The following is a 25,416-nucleotide window of genomic DNA, read 5'->3' on the forward strand; positions in this document are numbered from 1 at the left end:
AATAGGCGATTCTAGCAATCTCGCCCTCTCAGCCAAAGAAAGAATCATCAGAAAGATGAAAAAGGCCTCACGAGTGAGGCCTTTTTGTCAGCATTTCCCCCTTGTCAGAGGAAGCTGTAGATGATCATCGCCATCACGCCGCCGGTGGTGCCGATGATGGTCTCCATCACGGTCCAGGTCTGCAGGGTCTGCTTCTCGGTCAGGCCGAGGTAGCGGTTCGCCAGCCAGAAACCGGAGTCGTTGACGTGGGAGAGCACGATGGCACCGCCGCCGATGGCGATGGTGACGGCAGCCAGCTGGGCACCGTTCAGGCCGAGCGGCTCAAGCATCGGCAGCACCAGACCACAGGCGGTCAGCATGGCGACGGTGGCAGAACCCTGAATCACCCGTACCGCAGCGGCCAGAATGAAGGCCAGCGCGACGATAGGCAGACCGGAGTCGGCCAGCATGTTGCCCAGCGCGGCGCCTACGCCGGAATCAACCAGCACCTGCTTGAACACGCCACCGGCACCGGTCACCAGGATGATGACACCGGCCGGCTGGATGGCGCTGTTGCAGACGCTCATTACCTCGTCACGGGACATGCCGCGGCGAATACCCAGCAGGTAGAAGGCGGCCAGACAGGCGACCATGATGGCGGTGAAGGGGTGACCGATGAACTCCAGCCAGTTGTGCAGGGTGGAGCCTGCCTCGACGAAGCGACCGACGATGGTCTTGAGGCCGATCAGCAGCAGCGGCAGACCGATGAGGCCCATGGCCAGCCCGAAGGAGGGCAGGGATTTGCTGTCATCGTGGACGCTGTTTTGGGCATCGGCAGGCAGCGGCACATCGACGATCTTGCTGATGAAGTCACCGAACAGCGGGCCTGCCAGGATCAGCGCCGGCACGGCGGCGATCAGGCCGAACAGGATCATGTAGCCGAAGTCGGCACCCAGCTGGGAAGCCACCAGGATCGGGCCCGGCGCCGGGATAAGGAAGGCTTGGCAAGTGGCGATACCGGCCAGTAGGGCGATACCGATCTTCACCACGCTGCCGCCGCCACGACGGACGATGGCGAAGGCGACGCCGATCAGCAGCACCACGGCCACATCAAAGAAGAGCGGCAGGGCGCAGACAAAGCCGGTCAGGGCCATGGCCCAGTTGGCGCGCTTGACGCCAAACTTGCCGAGCAGGGTGTGAGCCACCCGGTCGAGAGCGCCGGTCACTTCCATCACCTTGCCAAACATGGCACCCAGCGCCACCACCACGGCAACGAAGCCGAGGGTGCCGCCCATCCCTTTCTGGATGGTGGCGGCGATGTCGGCCGGGTTCATGCCGGCGGCGAGACCCGCCACCATGGAGACCAGGATCAGGGCGACCACGGCGTGGAGCCGGGCCTTCATTACCAGAAAGAGCAGCAGCACGATCGAGCCGGCGGCCGTCATGATCAAAGAGATATCCGACATTGTTCTCTGTTCCTTGTTAGTTGTTCAGTGGCAATGCCGCAGGACTCATTACTAACCATAACATTATGATTTATTTGTATATATGGCTAGTCTGCAGCATCAGGCACGGGGCCGGCGAGTGTTAGTTTCAGTCTGTGGCCGACTTCACATTTTCAGGCGTTACCGGTAACATGTTACCGGTAACGTGATAGATTAGAACCCATCAACAGCTGGTTTTTTGAAAAGTGGGACAGAGGTCAAATTATGGCGGGTAAGTGCATTATCGTGATGGGTGTGTGTGGTAGCGGCAAATCCAGCGTGGGTCTGAAAGTGGCCGAAGCGCTGGGCGCCAAGTTCATCGATGGTGATGACTTGCACCCCAAGGCCAACATCCAGAAGATGGCTGGCGGCAACCCCCTCAACGATGAGGATCGAGCCCCCTGGCTGGAGCGGATCCGCGACGCCGCCTACAGTCTCGAGCAGAAGAACGAGACCGGCATCATTGTCTGTTCCGCCCTCAAAAAGAAGTACCGCGACCAGATCCGCGAAGGCAACGAGTCGGTCAGCTTCATTTTCCTCGATGGCAGCCAGCCGCTGATCCTCGAGCGGATGCGTGCCCGCAAGGGCCACTTCATGCGTGAAAGCATGGTACAAAGTCAGTTCGATACTCTGGAGCGCCCGGATGGCGAAGCCGGTGTATTCCACATTGATATAGACGGCACCTTCGAACAGGTGGTTGACCGCGCCGTCACAGCATTGGAGCAAGCCCAATGATTCATCAGGTAATTTCCGACGTCACCGCTCGCATCCGCGAGCGCAGTGTCGCCCGTCGTCAGGCATTTCTGGCCCGCATCCAGCGTCAGGCAGAGCAGGGCAAGACCCGCGCCGCGCTGGCCTGTGGCAACCTGGCTCACGCCGTGGCCGCCTGCAGCAGTGACGAGAAGGGTCGCATTCTCGATATGACCCGCGCCAACGTCGGCATCGTCACCGCCTACAACGATATGTTGAGCGCCCATCAGCCCTATCAGGGCTATCCGGATCAGATCAAGGCAGTGCTGGCCGAGCTGGGCCACAGTGCCCAGGTCGCCGGCGGCGTGCCCGCCATGTGCGACGGCGTGACCCAGGGGCAGCCGGGGATGGACATGTCCCTCTTCTCCCGCGACCTGATCGCTCAGGCGACCGCGCTCTCTCTTTCTCACAACACCTTCGATGCCACCCTGCTGCTCGGCATCTGCGACAAGATAGCTCCGGGTCAGATCATGGGGGCCCTCTCCCACGCTCACCTGCCGACTGCATTCGTACCGGCGGGCCCCATGGCGAGCGGTATCAGCAATGACGAGAAGGTGAAAGTTCGTCAGAAGTACGCTGCCGGTGAAGTGGGTCGTGATGCCCTGCTGGAGATGGAGTGCGGCGCCTACCACGCGGCGGGCACCTGCACCTTCTACGGCACCGCCAACACCAACCAGCTGGTGTTCGAGGCCATGGGCCTGATGCTGCCGGGCTCCGCCTTTGTGCACCCGCATAGCGAGCTGCGCCGCGCCCTGACCGCCGAAGCGGCCCGCCGTATCAGCGCCATGATCCCGGGTTCCCCGGCCTATCGCCCGTTGAGCGAGGTGCTGGATGAGCGCTCGCTGGTCAACGGTCTGGTGGCCCTGCTCGCCTCCGGCGGCAGCACCAACCACAGCATCCACATGGTGGCGCTGGCCCGCGCCGCCGGTCTGGTACTGACCTGGGATGACATCAGCGATCTCTCCGACGTGGTGCCGCTGCTGGTTCGCATGTACCCGAACGGCCCGGCCGACGTGAACGCCTTCGAACAAGCAGGCGGCGTGCCCGGCCTGATGCGCCGTCTGGCGCAAGAGGGGCTGATCCACATGGACGCCACTCCAGTCTTTGGCGAGATGCAGGATTACCTCAGCCGTCCGGCTCTGGTGGATGGCCAGCTGGTATGGCAGCCGGTCGGCGAGAGCGGCGATGCGAGCGTGCTGTCGCCTTCCGGCAGCGTATTCCAGGCCACCGGCGGCACCAAGCTGCTGGCGGGCAATCTGGGCCGCGCCGTGGTCAAGGTCTCCGCCGTGGCTCCCGAGTATCGGGTGATTGAAGCACCAGCGCGGGTCTTCTCCTCCCAGCATGCGGTGGAAGCGGCCTACAAGGCGGGCGATCTCAATCAGGATGCCGTGATCGTGGTGCGCCACAATGGCCCAGCCGCCAACGGTATGCCGGAGCTGCACAAGCTGATGCCGGTGCTCGGTAACCTGCAGAAGGCGGGTTACAAGGTGGCGCTGGTCACCGATGGCCGTCTCTCCGGTGCCTCCGGCAAGATCCCGGCCGCCATCCACGTCACCCCGGAAGCGCTGCACGGCGGGGCCATCGGCCTGCTGGCTGACGGCGACCTGCTGCGGGTTGACGCGGTAAACGGCAGCCTCGACTGCCTGACCGATTTGAGTGGCCGTACCCAGGCCGAGATTGACCTCACTCTGGAACAAGAGGGGTGGGGCCGTGAACTGTTCAGCGTGATGCGTCGCGCGGTATCGAGCGCCGAGTGTGGCGCTACCATCTTTGACTAAGGAAGAGCTATGCAGAACTGGAAAGTGACCCCGGCCGAGGTGTTTGCCGCCTCCCCGCTGGTACCCGTGATGGTTATCAACGAGCTGGATCAGGCCCTGCCGATGGCCAAGGCGCTGCTCGACGGCGGCATCTCTGTCTTCGAAATCACCCTGCGCACCCCGGTGGCGCTCGATGCCATCGCCCTCATTGCCAAGGCGATGCCGGATGCCATGGTCGGTGCCGGTACCGTGCTCAACTGCGAGCAGTTTGACGCAGCCGTTGCTGCCGGTGCCCGCTTCGTCATCTCCCCGGGGATGACCCCGGCCCTGCTGGCCCACGCCGCCAAGAGTACTGCACCGCTGATCCCGGGTGTGGCTACTCCGTCTGAAGTGATGCAGGCGCTGGAAGCAGGCTACGACCACCTGAAGTTCTTCCCGGCCGAAGCGAACGGTGGCACCAAGGCGCTCTCCGCCATTGCCGCGCCGCTGCCCCAGGTGAAGTTCTGCCCGACCGGCGGTATCGGCCCGAAAAACGTGGCCGACTATCTGGCACTCAAGTGCGTCGCCACCGTCGGCGGTTCCTGGATGCTGCCGGCCGATGCGGTCAAGAGCGGCAACTGGGAAGAGGTGACCCGCCTCTCCCGCGAAGCGGTTGAATTGGTTAAACGCTAAGCGCAAGTCGTGTAGATAAATCGAACAGGCCACCCTCGGGTGGCCTGTTTGTTATCGGCGTGACTTAAGTGGGTGAGGGAAGGGATTACCCCAGACTCTCCCCGACATAGAGGGAGAAGCCGATATCCTTGCGGGTGTCGGGTTGGGATTGGCCGTTGAGACGTGCCAGCAGCATGGTGGCCGCCTCCCGACCTATCGCTTCCCGCGGGGTGGCGATACTGGCCAGCTTGGGGGTCATGGCGTGGCCGATGTCGAGGGCGTTGCAACCGGCGATGGCGATCTGCTGCGGCACCGGGATCCACTTGGCCTGACACTGCAGCAGGGCGCCCACCGCCAGGTCATCGTTGGTGCAGAACAGGCCGTCGAGGTCGGGATAGCGTACCAGCGCCTGATCCAGCAACTCACCCCCCAGGGTGAAGCTGGAGGATTGCTCGGTCAGCAGATGCTGGCCGGTGAGGCCGAAGTCGGTCATCGCCTGATAGTAGCCCTCCATCCGCAGCTGGGTACGCACGTCGAGCCGCGCTCCCAGATAGACCACCTTGCGTCGGCCCCGGTGCAGCATCTCTGTTACCATGGCCCGGGCCGCGGCTCTATGGTCCATGCCGACCACCATGTCGATGGGGGTTTGCGGCAGATCCATGGTCTCCACCACCGGAATGCCGGCGGTGGCGATCATTTTGCGGGTGCGTTCGGTGTGCTGGCTGTCGGAGAGGATCAGCCCATCCACGTGATAGGAGAGCAGGGACGCGACCTGCTCTTCCTCTCTCTCCGGACTGTAGCCGTAGTGGGCAAGCAGGGTCTGGTAGCCAGCCGGTCGGGTCACCGACTCGATGCCATGGATCACCGCCGAGAATACCTGGTTTGAAAGCGAGGGGATCAGGATGCCAATCGCCTTGCTGGTCGCGTTGGAGAGAATGTCCGGCGCCCGGTTGGGGATATAACCCAGCTCTTCCACCACAGCCGCGATCCGCTCGCGGGTCCCCTCCGCCACGGTCTGTGGGTCGCGCAGATAGCGGCTGACAGTCATCTTGGTCACGCCGGTCTGGTCGGCGATATCTTGCAGGGTGGGGCGGCGCTTGCGGGTGGGGCTCATAGGGGTGTCCAGCGTGGATGTTACATGTAACATTACCGTTTTTGGCGGATAAAGTCAGCATATGAAGCCGTTTTTGCAGGAGTTTTCCGATGATCAGAGGCAAGCAGTTCGTGGATGTCCGGTTCGAGCAACAGGATGTGGAGGGGGAGCAGTTCTCGGAGTGCCGCTTTATCGGCTGCAACTTCTCCTGGCTGGATTTGAGCGATAGCCGCTTCATCGACTGCAGCTTCTACGATCGGGAGAGTGAACGGGGCTGCCTGTTGCAGGGTTGCGAGCTGCGCGAGGCGAGCTTTCTGCGCTGCGATCTCACCATGGCCGATTGCAGCCGCAGCCAGTGTCTGGGGCTGGAGATGCGCGACTGTCAGGCGGTCGGTATCAACTTCAGCCATGCCAGCTTCGCCAACCAGATCACCGCCAAAAGCTACTTCTGCGAGGCCCATCTGACCGGCAACAACTTCAGCTATGCCAGCTTCGAGGGTTGTCTGCTGGAGAAGTGCGAGCTGACCGGTAACCGTTGGCAGGGGGCCAACCTGTTCGGTGCCTCGCTGGCGGGTTCCGATCTCAGCGGCTCCGAGTTTGGCCAGATTGACTGGACCAGCTTCAAGCTGCAGGGCTGCGATCTGCGCCAGTGCGATCTGCCGGGGCTGGATCTGCGCCGGGTTGATCTGCAAGGGGTACAGATCAACGAGGATCAGCAGCAGACATTGCTGGAGCAGATCGGTCTGGTTGTCTTCCCCTGAGCCGAGCGAAAAAATAGGTAATTTTTCATCAAATGAGGCCGACGGTGGGGAGGGCGCTCCTGAAATGACAAAAGCCTGCGTGAGGCAGGCTTTTGCTAGTGAGCGTATGACGCGTTTGTCGGCCGGGTTGACTCAACCCTTGGCCAGCCATTTGGTCGGGTTGATCGCCTCGCCCTGATAGCGAATTTCGAAGTAGAGGCCCGGTCTGTCCTGACCGCCACTGTCACCGACCAGCGCTACCGGTTCACCCTGTTCCACATTCTGGCCAACCTGACGCAGCAGCGACTGATTGTGACCGTAGAGGCTCATATAGCCTTTACCGTGGTCGATCACCAGCAGCATACCGAAGCCGTCGAGCCAGTCGGCGTAGACCACTTGTCCCGGTGCAACCGCCTTGACCTGGGTTCCTTCGCTGGCGCCGATCAGGGTGCCTTTCCACTTGAGCTGGGCGGTACGGGGCGAGCCATAGGAGATGAGGATCGGTCCCTGCACCGGCCAGCGCAGGCTGCCATTGGTCTTGAGGCCGCTATAGTGGCCAGCACTGCTGATGCCCGAGCCGCGCTCCGGTTTGCTGCTGGCCACCTCTTCGGCAGGTTCTGCCGGTTTGACGGTTTTGTTCTGCTGGGCAGCGAGTCGTTGTTGCTCGGCGCGGCGCTGTTCAGCCAGCTTGCGCTGACGCTCCTGCTCCGCTTTCAGCTTGGCCAGCCGTTCCCGCTCGGCCCGTTCACGGCGCTCTTGCTCTTCACGCTGGCGGCGCAGCTCTTCCAGCCGGGCTTTCAGCGCCTTCTCCGCCTTGACCAGCTTGGTGAGCTTCTGCTCGTCATCTTGTACCGACTGCTGCAACTGGTTGCGCACCTTGGCCCGGCTCTGCTGGCTGGCCAGCAGGGTCTGGTGATGCTCCTGCTGTTCGGCAAGCAGGGTCTGCAGTCTGGTTTCGGTCTCTTTGGTGGCTTGCTGGTTTTTCGCCAGCTTGTCACGGGTGGCGCGCAGGGCGTCGATGGCCTCGATGCGGGCCTTGTTGAGGTAGTCGTAGTAGTCGAGTGAGCGGCTCAGTTTGGCCGGATCCTGCTGATTGAGCAGCAGTTTGAGGTAGTCGTGGTTGCCCGCTTGAAAGGCGCTTTCCGCCTGCTTGGCCAGCAACTGCTTTTGATGTTTGGCTTGAACTTCCAGCGCCAGCTTGTCTTTTTGCAGGGTCGCCAGCGTCTGCTGGTTCTGCTTCAACTGCTGCTTGGTCTGGTTGAGTTTGGCGGCGGCGGCCGAGATGGCCTGCTCGTCAGCCTTGAGCTGGGTATTGAGCTTGGCAAGCTCCTGCTTGCTGAGCTTGATGGTCTTCTGTTGCTCTTTGATCTGGGACTGCATGGTCCCCAGCTGCTGATTGGCGGCCAAAGCTGCTGTGCTGGCGCCAAATGACAGGCAAAAAAACAGCGCGCCGGCCAACAGGCCGACGCGACTGGTTTTTTGTGAAATAACTTCGCATCCCCGCATGGGGAAGGATTATTTCAGAATCATCAGGGGCTTGCCAGTCATTTCCGGCGGCACCGGCAGACCCATCAGGGTCAGCATGGTGGGGGCCAGATCGGACAGTTTGCCACCTTCAACTACCTCGGCTTTGCGACCGAAATAGATGAGAGGAACCGGCAGATTGGTGTGGGCGGTGTGGGCCTGACCAGTCTCTTCGTCCAGCATCTTCTCGGCGTTACCGTGGTCGGCAGTGATCAGGCACTCGCCACCCACTTCGGCCAGGGCGTCGGTGACGCGACCGATGCAGTGGTCAACGGCTTCACACGCTTTGACGGCGGCATCGAACACACCGGTGTGACCAACCATGTCGCCATTCGGGTAGTTACAGATGATGACGTCGTACTTGCCGCTCTTGATAGCCGCAACCAGCTTGTCGGTCAGCTCTTCGGAGCTCATCTCCGGCTGCAGGTCATAGGTCGCCACTTTCGGGCTGGCCACGATCTCGCGATCTTCGCCGGTGAAGCAGGACTCTTCGCCACCGTTGAAGAAGAAGGTGACGTGAGCATACTTCTCGGTTTCGGAGATGCGCAGCTGGGTCTTGCCCTGCTTGGCCAGCCACTCACCCAGGGTGTTGACCAGAGCGGTCGGCGGGTAGGCACAGGCAGTTTTGATGTCGGCCGCGTATTCGGTCAGCATCACGAAGTTCAGCTTCGGCACGACTGCACGGGCGAAGCCGGTGAAGTCGGTGTCAACGAAGGCGCGGGTGATTTCACGGGCACGGTCGGCACGGAAGTTCATGAAAATCAGCGCATCGCCATCTTCCATCGGTGCCGCTTCGCCGATGCGGGTGGCTTTGACGAACTCGTCGTTCTCGTCGCGAGCATAGGCGGCAGCCAGCGCTTCGGTGGCGCTCTCGGCGGTAAACTCGCCCTTGCCCTGGGTCATCAGGTCATAGGCTTGCTGCACGCGATCCCAGCGGTTGTCGCGGTCCATGGCGAAGTAACGACCGATCATGGAGGCGAAACGACCCTTGCCGAGCTTGGCGAACAGGGCATCGAACAGCTCGATGGAGGACTGGGCGGAGCGCGGCGGAACGTCGCGGCCATCCAGGAAGGCGTGCAGATAGATCTTCTCGGCGCCACGCTTGGCAGCCATTTCGATCATGCCCATGATGTGCTCTTCGTGGCTGTGTACGCCACCCGGGGACATCAGGCCCATGATGTGAACGGCTTTGCCGTTGGTCACGGCAGCGTCAACAGCCTTGGCCAGCTCGACGTTCTGGAAGAATTCGCCGTCCTGGATGTCTTTGGAGATGCGGGTCAGCTCCTGATAGACGATGCGACCGGCACCGATGTTGACGTGGCCCACTTCGGAGTTGCCCATCTGGCCATCCGGCAGACCGACGTCCAGACCGGAGCCGGAGATCAGGGTGCTGGTGTAGTCACGGGCCAGACGGTCGAGGTTGGGAGTCTTGGCGGCAGCGACGGCGTTGTGCTCTTGCTTGGTGCTGTAGCCCCAACCGTCCATGATGACCAGAACCAAAGGTTTCTTAGCTGTTGACATAAGACTATGTCCTCTCGGATTGGAAAAAATGCGGGAAATGAAACTAGCGTAATATTACTACATCTGCCGAAATAGTCACCTGATAGCCAAGGGGCGCTCCCGCGGCCCCGCAAGCCACGCCCTTCCTGCCATGCTCGCTGCCCAATGATGATGGGAGCCTGCTCGCGCTTTGCCGCCAAGATGGCTGATCTTATCAATACCCCCATGTATACTCGGGCCCTTGTCTTGGTCCCTGGATAGTAGAAGATGCAAGAGTATTTGGATTTTGCGGCCCGTAACCCGCTGCTGACCGCAGCCTGGTTGGGTCTGGCTGGCACCCTGGTTTACACCACTGTGCGTGCCCGTTTGTCTCCGGTAAAAACCGTCAACAATCACACTGCGACCCTGCTGATCAACCGCGAGAATGCCACCGTGGTGGATATTCGCAGTCAGGAAGAGTACGCCAAGGGCCATCTGGCCGGTGCCCAGCACCTGCCGCTGACCCAGATCCAGAGCAATAATCTGGGCCCGGTTGAAAAGCATAAAGATGCCCCCATCATAGTGGTGTGCGAGTCGGGAATGACTGCGGGCGGCGCGGGCCGTCAGCTGAGCAAAGCTGGCTTCAAGCAGGTTTATGTGCTCGGTGGTGGCATGGCCCAATGGCGTGCAGAAAATCTGCCGGTAACCAAGAAACGCTGATTTAAGCAGGGCCTGAGCCCACTTATCCATATAACAAGGAATCAAACGAAATGGCTGACGAGATCAACAACCAGGAAGTACAACCGGAATTCCACATCCAGCGTGTTTACACCAAGGATGTCTCTTTCGAAGCGCCGAACACCCCGCACATCTTCCAGAAAGAGTGGCAGCCGGACGTCAAGCTGGATATGGATACCAAGACCAACATCCTGGCTGAGAACGTGTACGAGGTTGTCCTGACCCTGACCGTAACCTGCAAACTGGAAACCGAAACTGCCTTCCTGTGCGAAGTACAGCAAGCTGGTATCTTCACCATCGGCAACCTGCCGGAGCCGCAACTGGCTCACTGCCTGGCTGCCTTCTGCCCGAACATCCTGTTCCCGTATGCCCGCGAAGCAGTGGCCAACATGGTGAGCAAGGGTTCCTTCCCGCAGCTGAACCTGGCACCGGTCAACTTCGATGCCTTGTTTGCCCAGCATATGGCGCAAGCACAGGCCCAGCAGGCGACTGCGGAAGCCTGATAATGGCTGACCAGATCGCTATCTCGGTCTTGGGGGCGGGGTCTTATGGCTCCGCCCTTGCCATTTCTCTGGCGCGCAACGGTCATCCGACCCTGCTGTGGGGTCACGACCCTGCTCATGTCGCCGAGCTGGAACAAGACCGCTGCAACAAGGCATTTTTGCCTGATGTCCCTTTTCCCGCCGCTCTGCAGCTGACCGCGGATCTGCAACGTGCGGTACAGGCTGCCCCCGTGCTGTTGCTGGTCGTGCCGAGCCATGTATTTGGCGATGTGCTGACCCGGATCAAACCCTTCCTGCGCCCCGATACCCGTATCGCCTGGGCCACCAAGGGTCTGGAGCCGGACAGTGGCCGTCTGCTGCAGGATGTGGCCCGCGAAGTGCTGGGTGACGAGATACCGTTGGCGGTCATCTCCGGTCCCACCTTTGCCAAGGAGTTGGCTGCCGGTCTGCCGACCGCCATCTCGGTCGCCTCGACTCACGACGAGTTTGCCGACGATCTCTCCCACCTGCTGCACTGTGGCCGCTCATTCCGGGTCTATACCAATCCGGACTTCGTCGGTCTGCAGCTGGGCGGGGCGGTGAAGAACGTCATCGCCATCGGTGCCGGTCTTTCCGACGGGCTAGGGTTTGGCGCCAATGCCAGAACCGCGCTCATCACCCGGGGTTTGGTGGAGATGCAGCGTCTGGGTGCGGCGCTGGGTGCCGATGCCAAAACCTTTATGGGGATGGCGGGGCTCGGGGATCTGGTGCTCACCTGTACCGACAACCAGTCGCGCAACCGTCGCTTCGGGCTGGCCCTCGGGGCAGGCAAGGATGTGAACACCGCCATGACCGAGATCGGTCAGGTGGTGGAGGGGTATCGCAACACCAAAGAGGTGCATCTGCTGGCGGCCCGCTGCGGCGTCGAGATGCCCATCTGTGAGCAGATCTTCAAGGTGCTCTACGAGGGTAAGAACCCGAAAGAGGCGGCCATCGCCCTGCTGTCGCGAGACAAGAAGGACGAGTAATCTGCCGATTGCCCATGCAAAAGGCCCCGCCAGATGGCGGGGCCTTTTCTTTGCTGCAAGGGCTGCAAATCAGTAGTAAGAGTGGTCGCCGCGCTGGTGCTCGGTGGCGTCTTTCACGCCGTTGAGTTCGCCCGGGAACTTCTCCAGCAGCTGCTTCTCGATCCCCTCTTTCAGGGTGTAATCGACCATGGAGCAACCGTTGCAACCGCCGCCAAACTGCAGGATGGCCAGTTTGTCTTCAGTCAGCTCTACCAGGGTGACCTTGCCACCGTGACCGGCCAGCATGGGGTTCACTTCGGACATCAACACGTACTCGATGCGCTCGATCAGCGGCGCGTCGTCGGCCACTTTACGCATCTTGGCGTTCGGTGCCTTCAGGGTGAGCTGGGAGCCCATCTGATCGGTCACGAAGTCGATGGTGGCATCCACCAGGAAGGGGGCGCTCAGGGGATCGACCATGCAGTCGAAGCCGCTGAAGGGCAGGTGTTGATCTTCCGGGTCCACGGCATCGGGCGGGCAATACGATACGCCACACTCGGCATTCTGGGTTCCCGGATTGACCACAAACACCCGGATATTGGTGCCATCAGGCTGTTTTTCCAGCAGTTTACGGAAATGGGCCTGGGCGGCGTCGGAAATGCTGATCATCACTATCCTCATAAACCTGAGTGTACGACTAGGGTATTCATGATAACGCGGTTATTAATGCTTGGGTAGCATGCCGATGGCTACTTGCTGTGCCGCAGGGTACGACAGATTGCCCATACTTCTACCTTTGTGATGCCGCTCTCATGGAGCAAACGGCTGAGCTGCCCAGCGGTGGCGCCTGTGGTCACGACGTCATCGAGCAGGGCGACATGGCGATAGTGGTGGGGGCGGATCCGGAATGCCCCGCGCAGATTGCGCCGCCGCTGCCCGGCGCTCAGGGTTGTTTGTTGCGGGGTCGCCTTGATGCGCTGCAACAGGGTGTTGTCGCAGGGAATGTCGGTGAACTCGCCAAGGGCTTGCGCGATCTCCTCCGCCTGGTTGAACCCACGTCGCCACTGCCGCCACCAGTGCAGGGGAACCGGAATGATCGCCTCCGGCGGCTCGCGGCCATCCAGATGATCGGCCAAGAGGCGTGCCAGTAGCGGCGCCAGCAGGATCTGGCCGGAATATTTGAGCCGGGGGATCAGCATGGGGTAGGGAGCCTGGTAGTCGCCGATCACCTGCAACCGCTCCCAGGGGGGAGGTCTGCGTTGGCAGCGGCCGCAGACCGGTATGCTCTCTTCTATATAGTCAGCCAGCGGTGCGGCGCAGAGGTGGCATCTCGGCTGTGACTGGTGCAGCGCCTGCCGACACCAGCTGCAGAGCAGGGGCTCGTTGTCACAAGGCTGATGACAGAGCAGGCAACTCCCTTGCCAGTCACCGTGGCTGCCGAGCAGCGGGCTTGCTTTAGCGAGCAGTCGCTTTAACATGCTGACCCCAAGAGCATGAACAGGGATCTTGAGTCTAGATGAGCATATCGGTAGAGCAGTTTGGCCAGGGGCCCGATCTGGTGCTGTTGCACGGTTGGGGGATGAACGGTGCGGTTTGGCATGGTGTTGCCCAACAGTTGTCGTCCCACTATCGGGTTCATCTGGTGGATTTGCCCGGCTTTGGCAACAGCCCGCTGGCAGACGAGGTGGATTACAGCCTGCCCTGGCTTGCCGAGCAGGTGGCTGCTATCTTGCCGCAGAAGTGCCATCTGCTTGGCTGGTCGCTCGGCGGTCTGGTGGCAAGCCAGTTGGCGCTGACGCATCCCGATCTGCTGCACTCCCTGATCACCGTGGCCAGCTCCCCCTGTTTCATGGCCCGTGATGAGTGGCCGGGGATCGCCCCCAAGGTACTGACCGGCTTCAACCAGATGCTGGCGGGGGATTTTCGCCAGACCATAGAGCGCTTTCTGGCGATCCAGGCCATGGGCAGCGAACATGCCCGGGACGATATCCGTCAGTTGCGCCACTGGCTGGCCGAGCGCCCGGCGCCCCAGTTTGCCGCACTCGAGGCCGGGCTGACGCTGTTGGCCGAGATTGACCTGCGCGAACCGCTGCGGGAGCTGGATCTGCCCTGGTTGCGGATTTATGGCCGACTGGATTCATTGGTACCCAAGGCGGCTATTCCCCTGCTGGATGATCTCTACCCTGCCAGCCGTAGCGTGACCCTCAATAAGGCCTCACACGCACCTTTTATCTCCCACCCTGACGAATTCATTGAAATCGTTCGAGATTTTGTTGGCTAAAAAACAGCCTGCAAGCTTCATTAATCCTCTGGTCTGGCGGATAATTAAGCTGTGACCAGAGGAGTAACACCATGCGTATTGATTCTGCTTTCAACAGCGGGGTACAGGGATTTCAGCGAGCCGAGCAGATTGCCGACAAGGCATCCAATCAGATCGCCCGCCTCAACACCCCCAGCGGGGATCAGGTGCAAGTGACCGATGAGCTCGTCAATCTCAAGGTGGCCGAGCAGCAGGCTGGCGCTTCTGCCAAGGTAGTGCAGACGGCCAGCGAGATGATGGGAACCCTGATCGACATCCGGGTGTGAGATGAACATCAATGTCAGTCTGCCTCCCCTTATCCCGACACAGCTGCAACCCCAAGTGGAAGCGGCGAGGACGGATAATCGCCGGGCAGAACTGATCCCGCAGGCCCGAGCGGGCCAAGCCTCCGTTGCCGAATCTGAAGTCGGCTCCCAGAAAGAGAAATCCAAAGCCGGTCAGGCCTCCAGCAATCAGAGCTCCCAGAACAGCCGTGAAACCGGGCAACTGGCGCCGACGACACTGCCAGACAATCGCTTTGTCGAGGCCACCGGTGAGGATGGGCAGCGCAAGCAGCAAGATCCCAAACAGCAGGAGCAGCAACAGCGGCAAGAGCAGCAGGTTCAGGATCTTGTCGAGCGTGACAAGGAGGTGCGTACTCACGAGCAGGCTCACCAGTCTGCGGGTGGAGAGTACGCCAGCTCACCCACCTATCAGTTTACGCAAGGGCCGGATGGCAAGCGTTATGCGACGGGTGGCGAAGTCCAGATCGATACCAGTGTCGTACCCGGTGACCCTGCCGCCACCATCGCCAAGATGCAGCAGATCCGCTCTGCAGCGCTGGCGCCTGCCGAGCCTTCCGCGCAAGATCTGGCCGTCGCGCGCAGCGCCGCCGCGAGTGAGGCCAAGGCGCGCAAAGAGCTGATGGCCGAGCAGAGCGCGAAATCGGGCGGTGTGCTGAGTGCCTATATGGACAAGCGCAACAGCGTCATCGCGGGCCACTATCAACAGGCTGTCAGCCCAGCCTCTACCCAGTCCCTCAGTCTGCATATCTGAGTCACCCTCGCCAAACTTTCAGCTGCTTTGCCTGTTTTGCAACTAACCTGAAGATCAGGCCCATTCCAATTTCACAGGAGCTGTCATGCATTTCGATGAAGTCAAAGCGGAAGATTTCACCACCTTCTCCCGTGTACCGCCCCCCCACCTGCAGATGGAGCAGTTTCTGATGCAGCTCGGGGGAGGGGGAACTGAAGGAACCAGTTTCAAGAAGAAAGTGATGCTGGCGGCTGGCTGGAGCCACACCGGCGTCGTCTCTTACGGCAAGTATCCGCAAGAGGCCTGCAAGGCATTCAACCGACTGCGGGAGGTGCTGGCCCAGCATGGAGAGCCCGAGAGTATTCTTGCTGCCCTGACGCAGTGATCCTGAGCTTCGCGTGTAAAAAAGCCCCTTGCGGGGCTTTTTGCATTCAGAGGTGTTCTGGACGGTGTCGTTACTTTTTCGCTTTGGAGAGCGCTGCCGCGAAGGCGTTGCCCATGGCACCACCCATAGGGGGGCTTTGCCGCGGCTCATTTCTTGGTTTGGTGTTGCCAGCACTGCTGTTGCGCGCTTCAGCCGGCTTGCGGGCGGGTTGCCCTGCCTTTTCGTCGAGGCGCATGGTCAGGCTGATCCGCTTGCGCGGGGCGTCCACCTCCAGCACCTTGACCCGCACAATGTCGCCGGCCTTGACCACCTCACGGGGATCCTTGACGAAACGGTCGGTCAGGGAGGAGATGTGCACCAGACCGTCCTGATGAACACCGATATCGACGAAGGCGCCGAAGTTGGTGACGTTGGTGACCACCCCTTCCAGTACCATCTCTGGCACCAGGTCGCTGATCTGCTCCACACCTTCCTTGAAGGTCGCGGTTTTGAACTCGGGGCGCGGGTCGCGGCCCGGCTTGTCCAGCTCGCCGATGATGTCGGTGACGGTAGGTACGCCGAATTGCTCATCGGTGTAATCGGCCGGTTTCAGGCTGCGCAGCAGGCTGCTGTTGCCGAGCAGGCTCTCCACGGTCTGCTCCAGCTTGGCGAGGATCCGCTCCACGACCGGATAGGACTCCGGGTGTACCGCTGAGCTGTCGAGGGGATTGCTGCCGCCGCGAATGCGCAGGAAGCCGGCGCACTGTTCGAAGGCTTTGGGGCCGAGTCGGCTCACTTTCAGCAACTGCTGACGGCTCTTGAAGGCGCCGTGCTCATCCCGATAGGCGACGATGTTCTGGGCCAACGTCTGGGAGAGGCCGGAAACCCGGTTGAGCAGGGCGACCGAGGCGGTGTTCACATCGACCCCGACCGCGTTCACGCAATCCTCAACCACGGCATCCAGTCGGCGGGCCAGCTGGCTCTGGCCGACGTCGTGCTGATACTGGCCCACCCCGATACTCTTGGGGTCGATCTTGACCAGCTCGGCCAGCGGGTCTTGCAGGCGGCGGGCGATGGAGACGGCGCCACGGATCGAGACATCGAGATCCGGGAATTCCTGGGAGGCGAGCTCGGAGGCGGAATAGACCGAGGCCCCCGCTTCGCTCACCACTATCTTCTGCGCCTTGGCGGCGGGGTAGCGCTCGAACAGGTCGCTCACCAGCCGGTCGCTCTCCCGCGAGGCGGTGCCGTTGCCGATGCTGATGAGCTCGACCTTGTGTTTCTGGCACAGCTCGCTCAGGGTCTTGAGGCTTTGATCAATCTGGCGTTTTGGTTCGAACGGATAGATGGTGGCGTGATCGACCAGTTTGCCGGTGGCATCCACCACGGCAACCTTGACCCCGGTACGGATGCCCGGATCCAGCCCCATGGTGCAGCGCATGCCGGCCGGGGCCGCCATCAGCAGATCCTTGAGGTTCATGGCGAACACCTTGATCGCCTCCTCCTCTGCCGACTCGCGGATGCGACCGATCAGCTCGGTCTCCATCTGAAGCGACAACTTGATCTTCCAGGTCCAGCTCACCACCCCTTGCAGCCATTTGTCGGCCGGGCGGTTCTGCAGATTGAGCTTGAGATGGTGGGCAATGATCCCTTCGCAGGGGCTGGCACTCTCATCGTCACCGGTTACCAGCGCCAGATTGAGGATCCCTTCATTACGGCCGCGCAGCATGGCCAGCACCCGGTGGGAGGGGGCCTTGTGCAGTGGTTCGTCGTGTTCGAAATAGTCCTTGAACTTGGCCCCTTCCTGCTGCTTGCCTGCCACCACGCGGGCGCGCAGGGTGGCATTCTGCCACAGGTAGTCGCGCAACTTCTCCAGCAGGTCGGCCTGCTCGGCAAAGCGCTCCATCAGGATATAGCGGGCGCCGTCGAGGGCAGCCTTGCTGTCGGCAATGCCCTGTTCGGGATTGAGGAAGGTGGCCGCCGCTTGCTCTGGATCCTGCATCGGGTCGCTGAGCAGCAGGTTGGCAAGCGGCTCCAACCCGGCTTCGATGGCCATCTGCCCCTTGGTGCGGCGCTTGGGCTTGTAGGGGAGGTAGAGGTCTTCCAGTCGGGTCTTGCTGTCGGCGCCATTCAATTCGCGGGCCAGCTCGGGGGTCAGTTTGCCCTGCTCTTCGATGGAGCGAATGATCACCTGACGGCGATCTTCCAGTTCACGCAGATAGCCGAGGCGGCTCTCCAGAGTACGTAGCTGGCTGTCGTCCAGACCGCCGGTCACCTCTTTACGGTAACGGGCGATAAAGGGTACGGTCGAGCCTTCATCCAGCAGGCGCACTGCGGCCTGCACCTGCTCCGGGCGAGCATGGAGCTCACCGGCAATCTGTCTCTCTATGGTTTGCATCATGATGTTGTTGAGGGCCTCTGTGGTCGAGTCCGCGCCATCAGGCGCCAAGTGTGAGCACTATATGGGGTCGTGTTGCGGGATGCCACCCTGCGCTGGGGGCTGCACCCGTCAGACTGAGAAAGTCGCAGGGGAGGCGTTTATCTTGCCATTGCACCTGTGACTCAGAATGTGCCTGTGGCAAGCAGTCCGGCTATTTGGGGTAGTTGATCTCGTTGATATACCAGCAGACGTCACCAACTGGCGTACGGACGATGGCCTCATCACCGACCTCTTTCTTGAGCAGGGCGCGGGCCATGGGGGAGTCGATGGAGATGTAATCCTTGCGCTCGAAGATCTCGTCATAGCCGACGATGCGAAAGCGCTTGGTCTCGCCCTCTTCGTTTTCCACCTCGACCCAGGCGCCGAAGAAGACCTTGCCCTCCTGCGCGGGGGCATAGTCGACGATCCCCAGCTCTTCGAGACATTTGCGCAGGTAACGCACCCGCCGGTCGATCTCCCGCAGCCGCTTCTTGTTGTACTGGTAGTCGGCATTTTCGCTGCGATCCCCCAGGCTGGCGGCCCATGCCACCTTCCTGGTGACCTCGGGGCGCTCCTGACGCCAGAGGAAATCGAGCTCTTCTTTCAGCTTGTTGTAGCCTTCGCGGGTGATCAGCTTTGTCTTCATGGTGATGCGGACCTGTCAAAGAGGGGTATTCATCGCTAACTGCTCGGGAATATTAGCTTTTGTCCTCTTGCTGTCGAGGGAAATCGTGATGGCTCGGCTGGCGCCATTCAGGGAGTCGCTGGCCAGCGCAGTGACTTGATGGCCGTCACGCTCTCGGGACGGGTAATAACCGGTAACATATTTGTGCTTTGCTCCCGCTATATCCCCCCCTAGTATTGGGGGCAGCTAAAGAATGAAGAGGCAAAGCAATGAGTCAGCAGCAATACAAGGTCCTGGTCGTGGACGATGACCTGAAATTACGTTCCCTGTTGGAGCGCTATCTCACCGAGCAGGGATTCGTAGTGCGCGGCGTGGCCAATGGCGAGCAGGCCGATCGCTTGCTGACTCGTGAAAACTTCAGCCTGATGGTGCTCGACCTGATGTTGCCGGGGGAGGATGGGCTCTCCATCTGCCGTCGTCTGCGGGAAGCGGGCAACCAGATCCCGGTGTTGATGCTCACTGCCAAGGGGGATGAAGTGGATCGCATCGTCGGGCTCGAGATGGGGGCCGATGACTATCTGCCCAAGCCGTTCAACCCCCGCGAACTGCTGGCGCGGATCCGTGCCGTGCTGCGTCGCCATACCGTCGAGCTGCCGGGGGCTCCCTCTGCTGCAGAAAAGGTGGTCAACTTCGGGGCCTTCCAGCTCAATCTGGCGACCCGCGAGCTGAGCCGGGATGGTGAGCCGATGGCGCTCACCAGCGGTGAATTTGCGGTGCTCAAGGTACTGGTCAGCCATCCGCGCGAGCCGCTCTCCCGCGACAAGCTGATGAATCTGGCCCGTGGCCGCGAATACACCGCCACCGAGCGCAGCATCGACGTGCAGGTCTCTCGCCTGCGCCGTCTGCTGGAACAGGATCCGGCCCAGCCCCGCTACCTGCAGACCGTCTGGGGTCTGGGGTATGTGTTCGTGCCAGATGGTGACGGTGCATGAAAAAGGTCGGCAGCATGTTCTCGCGCATGCTCTGGTTTCTGGCTGCCGTTCTGGTGGTCTATCAAGCAGTCTCCTACGTCACCTTCTACAACTATCTGCTGGCGCCAACCGTCAAGCAGATCAGTCACTTGCTGGCCAACCAGGTCAAGCTGATCTTTCCGGTCAACACTGAACAACTGGCGCTGAGCGAAGATGCCGAGGCGCTGGTCTATGTGACAACCGGTACCGACATCTATACCCAGAGCGAGGCGGTGCAGCATGGCTTCAACGAGGCCAAGCCGTACCCCTATCTGGAGGAGAATATCAGCCGCGAACTGGGTGGCCCGGCCAAGGTGCGGGTCGAGATCCAGGATCATTACATCATCTGGATCCAGCCGCCGCAGGCCAGCAAAATCTGGGTGCGGATCCCGCTGACCGAGATTGAAGATGACGATATCGAACCCCTCATCATCTATCTGAGCGTGTTGTTGGTGATCACCCTGTTTGCGGCCTGGCGTTTTGCCCGGCAGTTGGTGCGCCCGCTCGAGGATCTCGAGGCTGGTGCTGTTGCTGTTTCCAGGGGCCATTTCCCCGAGGCGCTGGGGGAGCTGGGCTCAAGGGAGGTGCGGCGGCTGACCCGCACCTTCAACCATATGTCGCACTCCATCAAGAGCCTGATCGAAGAGCGTAACCTGATGATGGCGGGGGTCTCCCACGATCTGCGTACCCCGCTGACCCGCATCCGGCTGGCCACCGAGATGATGTCCTCCGGTGACGAGTACCTCAAGGAGAGCATCAACGCCGACATCGATGAGTCCAATGCCATCATCGATCAGTTCATCGATTACATCCGCCCGGATGAAGGCCAGGATCTGGAGCCGATCGACCTGACCCAGCTGGTGCACGATACCTTGCTGATCTACTCGGAGCAGGGGCTGGAGGTCGATCTGGCGCTGCCGCAAGAGGCGGTGCGGGTGGCCTGCAATCCGGTCAGTATCCGGCGAGTGTTGAACAACCTCTCAAGCAACTCGCAGCGTTACGGGGCGAGCCGCTTGCATGCCGAGCTCAAGGACGATGGGCACTGGGTGCGCTTGCGCCTCTCCGATGATGGCCCCGGGATTCCGGAGCAGGACTACTCCCGGGTGCTCAAGCCGTTTACTCAGGGTAATGTGGCGCGGACTGTTGGAGGTAGTGGGCTGGGGTTGGCCATCGTGGCCAAGATAGTCGCCCAGCACCACGGCACTATCCGGTTGGGAAGCTCGGATCTCGGCGGCTTGTTGGTCGAGATGCGGCTGCCGAAACATCAGCCACAGGAGTGGATGGATTGAGAGAAGGGCGTATCTGTGGATACGCCCTTCTGCATGGTCAGCTCTTGGTTTCGACTGATGCTCGATAGCGTTTGCCGTACTTGAGCTGCTGGATCAACAGGGCGGCAACGATGAGCGCTAACCCGATGGGGGTGGCCGGATGGATGGTTTCGCCGATCAACAGATTGAGCAGCACCAGTGAGGCAAACGGCGAGATAAAGATGAGGTTGCTGATGGGGGCCGTGTTGGTGGCATGGCGCAGCGCCATCAGCCAGAGCACGAAACCGAAGCCCATTTCGAACAGTCCCACATAGATGGCTCCAGCCCATCCCTGCCAGGCGGTCATGGCAAAATCGGAGAGCAACCAGGTTGCAACGACGATAAAAGGCAGGCTGATCATAAAGCCGAGCAACAGGCTGACGATGGGATCCCCCTGATTGCGGGTGTTGAGGATCCAGTAGCTGGCCCAGATGAGGGTCGAGACCAGCGCTAACGTCACGCCGAGGGGGCTGTCGAACTGGAGGCCGAATACATCCCCTCTGGTGGCGATCACCAGTGCGCCAAAATACCCCAGCACGATAGCGACGCCATCGCGCCGACGCAGCTTCTGGCCGAGGAAGGGTACGGCCAGCAGACTGAGGGTAATGGCCCAGGTGTAGTTGAGGGTCTGTGCCTGCTGGGCAGGCAGCAGATCATAGGCTTTGAACAGCAACAGGTAATAGAGAAAGGGATTCAGCACGCCCAGAGTCAGGTAGTAGAGAGGGCGGGCCTTGATGTAGCTCCCCAGCAGCGGCAGTTTGCCCTGTTTGGCGACGACGGCTGTCAGCGTGAGAGTCGAGGTGAATGCGGCCACAAGCAACAGTTGCACAGGTTCGAAATAGGCGAGGGAGATCTTGAAGGCTGTGGCGACCGTCGACCAGAGGGCAACGGCGCAGAGGCCATATTGATAGGCTTTCTTTTGATCTTTGAGCATGGGATGTCGTTCCACTGACAGAGGCAAGCGCACAGTCTACCAGTCTGCTTGTAACATTGTCGTTACCTGGGTGGCGGCAGCAGAGTGCGTTGCCGCAGGCGAGATCCATCTGTCACATAAAGCTGCGCATAATCTGTTCGCTCTCCCTTGCGCAAATTTGAAAAATCTGTATAATCCCCTCCGCTTACCCATGAGGTAAGCCAGACGATATGTCTGCTGCTGAGTTTCCTGTTTACAGGAGCCAGCCATACAGTCCTCCCGATATGGGGGGAAACGTGAAAAATCACACCTCTGGCGGGAGAAATCTCGGTCGGGCGGTGTTGATTTATGTTCTTTTATCTATTGGAGCTCTGTCAATGCAGAACCAAAGAATCCGTATCCGCCTGAAGGCTTTTGATCATCGCCTGATTGATCAATCCACTGCGGAAATCGTTGAAACTGCTAAGCGCACTGGCGCGCAGGTTCGCGGTCCTATTCCGCTGCCGACTCGCAAAGAGCGCTTCACCGTCCTGATCTCCCCGCACGTCAACAAAGATGCGCGTGATCAGTACGAGATCCGCACTCACAAGCGTCTGGTAGACATCGTTGAGCCGACTGACAAGACCGTAGACGCCCTGATGCGTCTGGATCTGGCAGCTGGTGTAGACGTCCAGATCAGCCTGGGTTAATTACGGAAAGAGGTTGATAACAATGACAATCGGTCTTGTAGGTCGCAAAGTGGGTATGACTCGCATCTTCACTGAAGATGGCGTTTCTATCCCGGTGACTGTTATCGAAGTTGAAGCTAACCGTGTAACTCAGGTCAAATCTGTAGAAACCGACGGCTACAACGCTATTCAGGTTACCACTGGCGCCAAGAAAGCCAGCCGTGTGACCAAGCCGGAAGCTGGCCACTTCGCCAAAGCTGGTGTAGAAGCCGGTCGCGGTCTGTGGGAATTCCGCCTGAACAACGGTGAAACTTTCACTGTTGGTAGCGAGCTGAAAGTAGATCTTCTCGCTGACGTTAAGCTGGTAGACGTTACCGGCACATCCAAAGGTAAGGGCTTTGCTGGTACTGTTAAGCGCCACAACTTCCGCACCCAGGATATGACCCACGGTAACTCCTTGTCTCACCGCGTTCCGGGTTCTATCGGTCAGAACCAGACTCCGGGTCGTGTATTCAAGGGCAAAAAGATGGCTGGTCACATGGGTGCTGAGCGTGTAACGACTCAGAACCTGGAACTGGTTCGTGTTGACGCTGAACGCAACCTGCTGCTCATCAAAGGTGCAGTACCGGGTGCAACCAACGGCAACGTGATCGTCAAACCTGCCGTCAAAGCGTAACGTCTGAGGAGATAGTAATGGAATTGGTAATGAAAGACGCCAAGAGCGCTCTTGAAGTTTCCGAGACTACCTTCGGGCGCGAATTCAACGAAGCTCTGGTTCACCAGGTCGTCGTTGCATATGCCGCTGGTGCCCGTCAGGGTACTCGTGCGCAGCTGACTCGCTCTGAAGTGTCTGGTGGCGGCAAAAAGCCGTGGCGTCAGAAGGGTACTGGTCGTGCCCGTGCTGGCTCCATCCGTTCGCCCATCTGGCGTTCCGGTGGTGTGACTTTTGCTGCTAAGCCGCAAGATCACAGCCAGAAAGTAAACAAGAAGATGTACCGCGGCGCTATCCGTAGCATTCTGTCCGAGCTGGTACGTCAAGAGCGCCTGATCGTTGTTGAGAAGTTCGGCATCGAAGCTCCGAAGACCAAAGAACTGATCGCCAAGCTGAAAGAAATGGAACTGACTGACGTTCTGATCGTGACTGCTGAAGTCGATGAGAACCTGTTCCTGGCTGCTCGCAACCTGTACAAAGTTGACGTGCGTGACGTTGCCGGTATCGACCCGGTCAGCCTGATCGCTTTCGACAAGGTTCTGATGACTGCTGACGCAGTTAAGCAAATCGAGGAGATGCTGGCATGATCCGTGAAGAGCGTCTGCTGAAAGTTCTGAAGGCTCCGCACATCTCTGAAAAGAGCACCATGGTTGCAGAAAAGCAGAACACTATCGTGTTCAAAGTTGCTGTTGATGCTACCAAGGCGGAAGTCAAAGCTGCAGTTGCGAAACTGTTCGAGGTCGAAGTTGAGACCGTCCGTACCCTGAACATGAAGGGTAAGACCAAGCGCGCAGGTGCACGCGTAGGCCGTCGTTCCGATTGGAAAAAGGCTTATGTGACCCTGAAAGCTGGTCAGGACATCGACTTCATGGGCGCAGCCGAGTAAGAGGAGTTCTCAAAAATGGCAATCGTTAAGTGCAAGCCTACTTCTCCGGGCCGCCGCCACGTCGTCAAGATCGTCAATCAAGAGCTGTACAAGGGCAAGCCCTTCGCCGCTCTGCTGGACAGCAAAAGCAAGTCCGGTGGTCGTAACAACAACGGCCGTATCACTACCCGTCATATCGGTGGTGGTCACAAGCAGCACTACCGTATCGTCGACTTCAAGCGCGACAAAGACGGTATCCCGGCTAAAGTAGAGCGCCTGGAATACGATCCGAACCGTACCGCTAACATCGCTCTGGTGTTGTATGCAGACGGTGAGCGTCGTTACATCCTGGCTCCGAAAGGCCTGAAAGCTGGTGACGCGATCGCTTCTGGTGCTGATGCAGCCATCAAGGTAGGTAACGCCCTGCCGATGCGCAACATCCCGGTTGGTTCTACCGTTCACGCTGTAGAGATGAAGCCTGGTAAAGGTGCCCAGCTGGCTCGTTCCGCTGGTACTTTCATCCAGATCCTGGCTCGTGAAGGTAACTATGTAACTCTGCGTCTGCGTTCCGGCGAAGTACGTAAAGTTCTGGCCGAGTGCCGCGCTACCATCGGTGAAGTCGGTAACTCCGAGCACATGTTGCGTCAACTGGGTAAAGCCGGTGCAAACCGCTGGCGTGGTATTCGTCCGACCGTTCGCGGTATGGCGATGAACCCGGTTGACCACCCGCACGGTGGTGGTGAGGGTCGTAACAAGGGCATGCAGCCTGTGTCCCCATGGGGCCAGAAGGCTAAAGGCTTCAAGACCCGTAAGAACAAGCGTACCGACAAGTACATCGTACGTCGTCGTAACAAGTAATTGTTAACATAGAGGAATCACCATGCCACGTTCTCTCAAGAAGGGTCCATTTATTGACCTGCACTTGCTGAAGAAGGTAGAGAAAGCGGTGGAAAGCGGGGATAAAAAGCCGGTTAAAACCTGGTCCCGTCGTTCAATGATCATCCCGAACATGATCGGTTTGACCATCGCTGTCCATAATGGTCGTCAGCACGTTCCGGTTTTCGTTACCGAAGAAATGATCGGTCACAAACTGGGTGAATTCGCACCGACTCGTACTTATCGCGGCCATGCTGCTGATAAGAAGGCTAAGAAGCGCTAAGGGATAAATGATGGAAGCTATCGCTAAACACCGTTATGCCCGTACTTCTGCCCAGAAAGCTCGTCTGGTAGCCGATCAAGTACGTGGTCTGTCCGTAGACAAGGCTCTGAATATCCTGACCTTCAGCCCGAAAAAGGCTGCTGTGCTGGTTAAGAAAGTGCTGGAATCTGCCATTGCAAACGCTGAGCACAACGAAGGCGCCGATATCGACGCGCTGCGTGTTGCTACTATCATGGTCGACGAAGGTCCCTCCATGAAGCGCATCCGTCCGCGTGCCAAAGGTCGTGCGGATCGTATCCTCAAGCGTACCGCTCACATCACTGTAGTGGTATCCGACGCTAAGGCTGGGAGATAAG

General features: G+C 59.8%; 29 protein-coding genes. 20 read left to right on the forward strand and 9 right to left on the reverse strand.

Features of this window, described 5'->3' with window-relative positions; genetic code table 11:
• Positions 1-104: 104 nt before the first annotated feature.
• Entirely contained in the window at positions 105-1,445 is a 1,341-nt protein-coding gene (gntU, locus tag ACTG27_RS17715; protein WP_439980084.1) for a gluconate transporter, read from the reverse strand.
• 243 nt (positions 1,446-1,688) lie between these two features.
• On the opposite strand from gntU, the gene ACTG27_RS17720 reads away from it, so the two are divergent.
• From ACTG27_RS17720 to ACTG27_RS17730, 3 genes are read left to right on the forward strand one after another with little or no spacing between them, the layout of a single operon-like run.
• Positions 1,689-2,198, forward strand: a complete 510-nt coding sequence (locus ACTG27_RS17720) for a gluconokinase (RefSeq protein WP_005340649.1) — start codon at positions 1,689-1,691, stop codon at positions 2,196-2,198.
• The gene (gene edd, locus ACTG27_RS17725; RefSeq protein WP_021230776.1) at positions 2,195-3,991 is read left to right on the forward strand and encodes a phosphogluconate dehydratase; all 1,797 of its coding nucleotides are present in this window, start codon (positions 2,195-2,197) and stop codon (positions 3,989-3,991) included. The genes ACTG27_RS17720 and edd overlap by 4 nt, the downstream gene beginning before the upstream one ends.
• 9 nt (positions 3,992-4,000) lie before the next feature.
• Positions 4,001-4,642: a bifunctional 4-hydroxy-2-oxoglutarate aldolase/2-dehydro-3-deoxy-phosphogluconate aldolase gene (locus tag ACTG27_RS17730; protein WP_005342660.1), complete on the forward strand. Its 642-nt coding sequence runs from the start codon at positions 4,001-4,003 to the stop codon at positions 4,640-4,642.
• An 85-nt stretch (positions 4,643-4,727) separates the two neighbouring features.
• Here ACTG27_RS17730 and ACTG27_RS17735 read toward each other — a convergent pair whose 3' ends face one another.
• Complete coding sequence (locus ACTG27_RS17735; protein WP_005355407.1) at positions 4,728-5,735, reverse strand: substrate-binding domain-containing protein; 1,008 nt, start codon at positions 5,733-5,735, stop codon at positions 4,728-4,730.
• Between the two features lie 89 nt (positions 5,736-5,824).
• On the opposite strand from ACTG27_RS17735, the gene ACTG27_RS17740 reads away from it, so the two are divergent.
• On the forward strand, positions 5,825-6,475 hold the full coding sequence (locus ACTG27_RS17740; RefSeq protein ID WP_076493929.1) for a Qnr family pentapeptide repeat protein: 651 nt from the start codon (positions 5,825-5,827) through the stop codon (positions 6,473-6,475).
• Positions 6,476-6,607: 132 nt separating this feature from the next.
• Here the strand turns inward: ACTG27_RS17740 and envC are convergent, their stop codons facing one another.
• The gene (gene envC / locus ACTG27_RS17745) at positions 6,608-7,960 is read right to left on the reverse strand and encodes a murein hydrolase activator EnvC (RefSeq protein ID WP_439980085.1); all 1,353 of its coding nucleotides are present in this window, start codon (positions 7,958-7,960) and stop codon (positions 6,608-6,610) included.
• A 9-nt stretch (positions 7,961-7,969) separates the two neighbouring features.
• Positions 7,970-9,499 (reverse strand): 2,3-bisphosphoglycerate-independent phosphoglycerate mutase, encoded by a 1,530-nt coding sequence (gene gpmM / locus ACTG27_RS17750; protein ID WP_439980087.1) that lies wholly within the window; start codon positions 9,497-9,499, stop codon positions 7,970-7,972.
• A 246-nt stretch (positions 9,500-9,745) separates the two neighbouring features.
• On the opposite strand from gpmM, the gene ACTG27_RS17755 reads away from it, so the two are divergent.
• From ACTG27_RS17755 to gpsA, 3 genes are read left to right on the forward strand one after another with little or no spacing between them, the layout of a single operon-like run.
• Entirely contained in the window at positions 9,746-10,177 is a 432-nt protein-coding gene (locus ACTG27_RS17755; RefSeq protein WP_005340640.1) for a rhodanese-like domain-containing protein, read from the forward strand.
• A gap of 50 nt (positions 10,178-10,227) precedes the next feature.
• A complete protein-coding gene (secB, locus tag ACTG27_RS17760) occupies positions 10,228-10,698 on the forward strand; it encodes a protein-export chaperone SecB (protein ID WP_005340639.1) in 471 nt (156 codons plus the stop codon).
• A 2-nt stretch (positions 10,699-10,700) separates the two neighbouring features.
• Positions 10,701-11,705, forward strand: a complete 1,005-nt coding sequence (gpsA, locus tag ACTG27_RS17765; RefSeq protein ID WP_439980089.1) for an NAD(P)H-dependent glycerol-3-phosphate dehydrogenase — start codon at positions 10,701-10,703, stop codon at positions 11,703-11,705.
• 69 nt (positions 11,706-11,774) lie between these two features.
• On the opposite strand, the gene nfuA is transcribed toward gpsA, so the two are convergent.
• Both nfuA and ACTG27_RS17775 read right to left on the reverse strand, forming a co-directional pair.
• A complete protein-coding gene (gene nfuA, locus ACTG27_RS17770; RefSeq protein ID WP_005340636.1) occupies positions 11,775-12,353 on the reverse strand; it encodes a Fe-S biogenesis protein NfuA in 579 nt (192 codons plus the stop codon).
• 80 nt (positions 12,354-12,433) lie between these two features.
• Positions 12,434-13,162: a ComF family protein gene (locus ACTG27_RS17775; protein ID WP_421347200.1), complete on the reverse strand. Its 729-nt coding sequence runs from the start codon at positions 13,160-13,162 to the stop codon at positions 12,434-12,436.
• A 38-nt stretch (positions 13,163-13,200) separates the two neighbouring features.
• Here ACTG27_RS17775 and bioH point away from each other — a divergent pair, with 38 nt between their 5' ends.
• The 4 genes from bioH to ACTG27_RS17795 all read left to right on the forward strand — a co-directional run bounded on the left by bioH (position 13,201) and on the right by ACTG27_RS17795 (position 15,403).
• A complete protein-coding gene (gene bioH / locus ACTG27_RS17780) occupies positions 13,201-13,965 on the forward strand; it encodes a pimeloyl-ACP methyl ester esterase BioH (protein WP_439980090.1) in 765 nt (254 codons plus the stop codon).
• A gap of 71 nt (positions 13,966-14,036) precedes the next feature.
• On the forward strand, positions 14,037-14,270 hold the full coding sequence (locus ACTG27_RS17785) for a flagellar basal body rod C-terminal domain-containing protein (protein ID WP_005342675.1): 234 nt from the start codon (positions 14,037-14,039) through the stop codon (positions 14,268-14,270).
• Between the two features lies 1 nt (position 14,271).
• Positions 14,272-15,039: a putative metalloprotease CJM1_0395 family protein gene (locus ACTG27_RS17790; protein ID WP_058056364.1), complete on the forward strand. Its 768-nt coding sequence runs from the start codon at positions 14,272-14,274 to the stop codon at positions 15,037-15,039.
• 85 nt (positions 15,040-15,124) lie between these two features.
• Positions 15,125-15,403, forward strand: coding sequence for a hypothetical protein (locus ACTG27_RS17795; RefSeq protein ID WP_005355353.1), 279 nt, complete (start codon positions 15,125-15,127; stop codon positions 15,401-15,403).
• A gap of 70 nt (positions 15,404-15,473) precedes the next feature.
• On the opposite strand, the gene ACTG27_RS17800 is transcribed toward ACTG27_RS17795, so the two are convergent.
• Complete coding sequence (locus ACTG27_RS17800; protein WP_439980092.1) at positions 15,474-17,783, reverse strand: Tex family protein; 2,310 nt, start codon at positions 17,781-17,783, stop codon at positions 15,474-15,476.
• Positions 17,784-17,973: 190 nt separating this feature from the next.
• Positions 17,974-18,447, reverse strand: a complete 474-nt coding sequence (gene greB / locus ACTG27_RS17805) for a transcription elongation factor GreB (RefSeq protein WP_167565218.1) — start codon at positions 18,445-18,447, stop codon at positions 17,974-17,976.
• 248 nt (positions 18,448-18,695) lie between these two features.
• Here greB and ompR point away from each other — a divergent pair, with 248 nt between their 5' ends.
• On the forward strand, positions 18,696-19,418 hold the full coding sequence (gene ompR, locus ACTG27_RS17810) for an osmolarity response regulator transcription factor OmpR (protein ID WP_005340625.1): 723 nt from the start codon (positions 18,696-18,698) through the stop codon (positions 19,416-19,418).
• On the forward strand, positions 19,415-20,725 hold the full coding sequence (gene envZ / locus ACTG27_RS17815; protein WP_204380503.1) for a two-component system sensor histidine kinase EnvZ: 1,311 nt from the start codon (positions 19,415-19,417) through the stop codon (positions 20,723-20,725). The genes ompR and envZ overlap by 4 nt, the downstream gene beginning before the upstream one ends.
• A gap of 37 nt (positions 20,726-20,762) precedes the next feature.
• On the opposite strand, the gene ACTG27_RS17820 is transcribed toward envZ, so the two are convergent.
• Positions 20,763-21,677, reverse strand: a complete 915-nt coding sequence (locus tag ACTG27_RS17820; protein ID WP_439980093.1) for a DMT family transporter — start codon at positions 21,675-21,677, stop codon at positions 20,763-20,765.
• 356 nt (positions 21,678-22,033) lie between these two features.
• On the opposite strand from ACTG27_RS17820, the gene rpsJ reads away from it, so the two are divergent.
• From rpsJ to rplV, 7 genes are read left to right on the forward strand one after another with little or no spacing between them, the layout of a single operon-like run.
• Positions 22,034-22,345, forward strand: coding sequence for a 30S ribosomal protein S10 (gene rpsJ / locus ACTG27_RS17825; protein WP_005307944.1), 312 nt, complete (start codon positions 22,034-22,036; stop codon positions 22,343-22,345).
• Positions 22,346-22,367: 22 nt separating this feature from the next.
• The gene (gene rplC / locus ACTG27_RS17830; RefSeq protein WP_005340620.1) at positions 22,368-23,000 is read left to right on the forward strand and encodes a 50S ribosomal protein L3; all 633 of its coding nucleotides are present in this window, start codon (positions 22,368-22,370) and stop codon (positions 22,998-23,000) included.
• A 17-nt stretch (positions 23,001-23,017) separates the two neighbouring features.
• Positions 23,018-23,623 carry a 50S ribosomal protein L4 gene (gene rplD / locus ACTG27_RS17835; RefSeq protein ID WP_005340616.1) on the forward strand — a complete coding sequence of 202 codons (606 nt, stop codon included), beginning with the start codon at positions 23,018-23,020 and terminating at the stop codon, positions 23,621-23,623.
• On the forward strand, positions 23,620-23,922 hold the full coding sequence (gene rplW, locus ACTG27_RS17840; RefSeq protein WP_005307955.1) for a 50S ribosomal protein L23: 303 nt from the start codon (positions 23,620-23,622) through the stop codon (positions 23,920-23,922). The genes rplD and rplW overlap by 4 nt, the downstream gene beginning before the upstream one ends.
• A 15-nt stretch (positions 23,923-23,937) precedes the next feature.
• On the forward strand, positions 23,938-24,759 hold the full coding sequence (gene rplB, locus ACTG27_RS17845) for a 50S ribosomal protein L2 (RefSeq protein ID WP_005340614.1): 822 nt from the start codon (positions 23,938-23,940) through the stop codon (positions 24,757-24,759).
• 22 nt (positions 24,760-24,781) lie between these two features.
• On the forward strand, positions 24,782-25,060 hold the full coding sequence (gene rpsS, locus ACTG27_RS17850; protein ID WP_005307960.1) for a 30S ribosomal protein S19: 279 nt from the start codon (positions 24,782-24,784) through the stop codon (positions 25,058-25,060).
• A 10-nt stretch (positions 25,061-25,070) separates the two neighbouring features.
• A complete protein-coding gene (gene rplV / locus ACTG27_RS17855; protein WP_005319741.1) occupies positions 25,071-25,415 on the forward strand; it encodes a 50S ribosomal protein L22 in 345 nt (114 codons plus the stop codon).
• Position 25,416: the final 1 nt, after the last annotated feature.

It is taken from the genome of Aeromonas sp. 97A (assembly GCF_051919185.1).
Lineage (GTDB): Bacteria > Pseudomonadota > Gammaproteobacteria > Enterobacterales > Aeromonadaceae > Aeromonas > Aeromonas veronii.

What these genes read in the sequence shown, in the direction of transcription:
- gntU (WP_439980084.1), bottom strand. Translation starts at nt 1,445, where the DNA reads ATGTCGGATATCTCTTTGATCATGACGGCCGCCGGCTCGATCGTGCTG.
- ACTG27_RS17720 (WP_005340649.1), top strand. Translation starts at nt 1,689, where the DNA reads ATGGCGGGTAAGTGCATTATCGTGATGGGTGTGTGTGGTAGCGGCAAA.
- edd (WP_021230776.1), top strand. Translation starts at nt 2,195, where the DNA reads ATGATTCATCAGGTAATTTCCGACGTCACCGCTCGCATCCGCGAGCGC.
- ACTG27_RS17730 (WP_005342660.1), top strand. Translation starts at nt 4,001, where the DNA reads ATGCAGAACTGGAAAGTGACCCCGGCCGAGGTGTTTGCCGCCTCCCCG.
- ACTG27_RS17735 (WP_005355407.1), bottom strand. Translation starts at nt 5,735, where the DNA reads ATGAGCCCCACCCGCAAGCGCCGCCCCACCCTGCAAGATATCGCCGAC.
- ACTG27_RS17740 (WP_076493929.1), top strand. Translation starts at nt 5,825, where the DNA reads ATGATCAGAGGCAAGCAGTTCGTGGATGTCCGGTTCGAGCAACAGGAT.
- envC (WP_439980085.1), bottom strand. Translation starts at nt 7,960, where the DNA reads ATGCGGGGATGCGAAGTTATTTCACAAAAAACCAGTCGCGTCGGCCTG.
- gpmM (WP_439980087.1), bottom strand. Translation starts at nt 9,499, where the DNA reads ATGTCAACAGCTAAGAAACCTTTGGTTCTGGTCATCATGGACGGTTGG.
- ACTG27_RS17755 (WP_005340640.1), top strand. Translation starts at nt 9,746, where the DNA reads ATGCAAGAGTATTTGGATTTTGCGGCCCGTAACCCGCTGCTGACCGCA.
- secB (WP_005340639.1), top strand. Translation starts at nt 10,228, where the DNA reads ATGGCTGACGAGATCAACAACCAGGAAGTACAACCGGAATTCCACATC.
- gpsA (WP_439980089.1), top strand. Translation starts at nt 10,701, where the DNA reads ATGGCTGACCAGATCGCTATCTCGGTCTTGGGGGCGGGGTCTTATGGC.
- nfuA (WP_005340636.1), bottom strand. Translation starts at nt 12,353, where the DNA reads ATGATCAGCATTTCCGACGCCGCCCAGGCCCATTTCCGTAAACTGCTG.
- ACTG27_RS17775 (WP_421347200.1), bottom strand. Translation starts at nt 13,162, where the DNA reads ATGTTAAAGCGACTGCTCGCTAAAGCAAGCCCGCTGCTCGGCAGCCAC.
- bioH (WP_439980090.1), top strand. Translation starts at nt 13,201, where the DNA reads ATGAGCATATCGGTAGAGCAGTTTGGCCAGGGGCCCGATCTGGTGCTG.
- ACTG27_RS17785 (WP_005342675.1), top strand. Translation starts at nt 14,037, where the DNA reads ATGCGTATTGATTCTGCTTTCAACAGCGGGGTACAGGGATTTCAGCGA.
- ACTG27_RS17790 (WP_058056364.1), top strand. Translation starts at nt 14,272, where the DNA reads ATGAACATCAATGTCAGTCTGCCTCCCCTTATCCCGACACAGCTGCAA.
- ACTG27_RS17795 (WP_005355353.1), top strand. Translation starts at nt 15,125, where the DNA reads ATGCATTTCGATGAAGTCAAAGCGGAAGATTTCACCACCTTCTCCCGT.
- ACTG27_RS17800 (WP_439980092.1), bottom strand. Translation starts at nt 17,783, where the DNA reads ATGATGCAAACCATAGAGAGACAGATTGCCGGTGAGCTCCATGCTCGC.
- greB (WP_167565218.1), bottom strand. Translation starts at nt 18,447, where the DNA reads ATGAAGACAAAGCTGATCACCCGCGAAGGCTACAACAAGCTGAAAGAA.
- ompR (WP_005340625.1), top strand. Translation starts at nt 18,696, where the DNA reads ATGAGTCAGCAGCAATACAAGGTCCTGGTCGTGGACGATGACCTGAAA.
- envZ (WP_204380503.1), top strand. Translation starts at nt 19,415, where the DNA reads ATGAAAAAGGTCGGCAGCATGTTCTCGCGCATGCTCTGGTTTCTGGCT.
- ACTG27_RS17820 (WP_439980093.1), bottom strand. Translation starts at nt 21,677, where the DNA reads ATGCTCAAAGATCAAAAGAAAGCCTATCAATATGGCCTCTGCGCCGTT.
- rpsJ (WP_005307944.1), top strand. Translation starts at nt 22,034, where the DNA reads ATGCAGAACCAAAGAATCCGTATCCGCCTGAAGGCTTTTGATCATCGC.
- rplC (WP_005340620.1), top strand. Translation starts at nt 22,368, where the DNA reads ATGACAATCGGTCTTGTAGGTCGCAAAGTGGGTATGACTCGCATCTTC.
- rplD (WP_005340616.1), top strand. Translation starts at nt 23,018, where the DNA reads ATGGAATTGGTAATGAAAGACGCCAAGAGCGCTCTTGAAGTTTCCGAG.
- rplW (WP_005307955.1), top strand. Translation starts at nt 23,620, where the DNA reads ATGATCCGTGAAGAGCGTCTGCTGAAAGTTCTGAAGGCTCCGCACATC.
- rplB (WP_005340614.1), top strand. Translation starts at nt 23,938, where the DNA reads ATGGCAATCGTTAAGTGCAAGCCTACTTCTCCGGGCCGCCGCCACGTC.
- rpsS (WP_005307960.1), top strand. Translation starts at nt 24,782, where the DNA reads ATGCCACGTTCTCTCAAGAAGGGTCCATTTATTGACCTGCACTTGCTG.
- rplV (WP_005319741.1), top strand. Translation starts at nt 25,071, where the DNA reads ATGGAAGCTATCGCTAAACACCGTTATGCCCGTACTTCTGCCCAGAAA.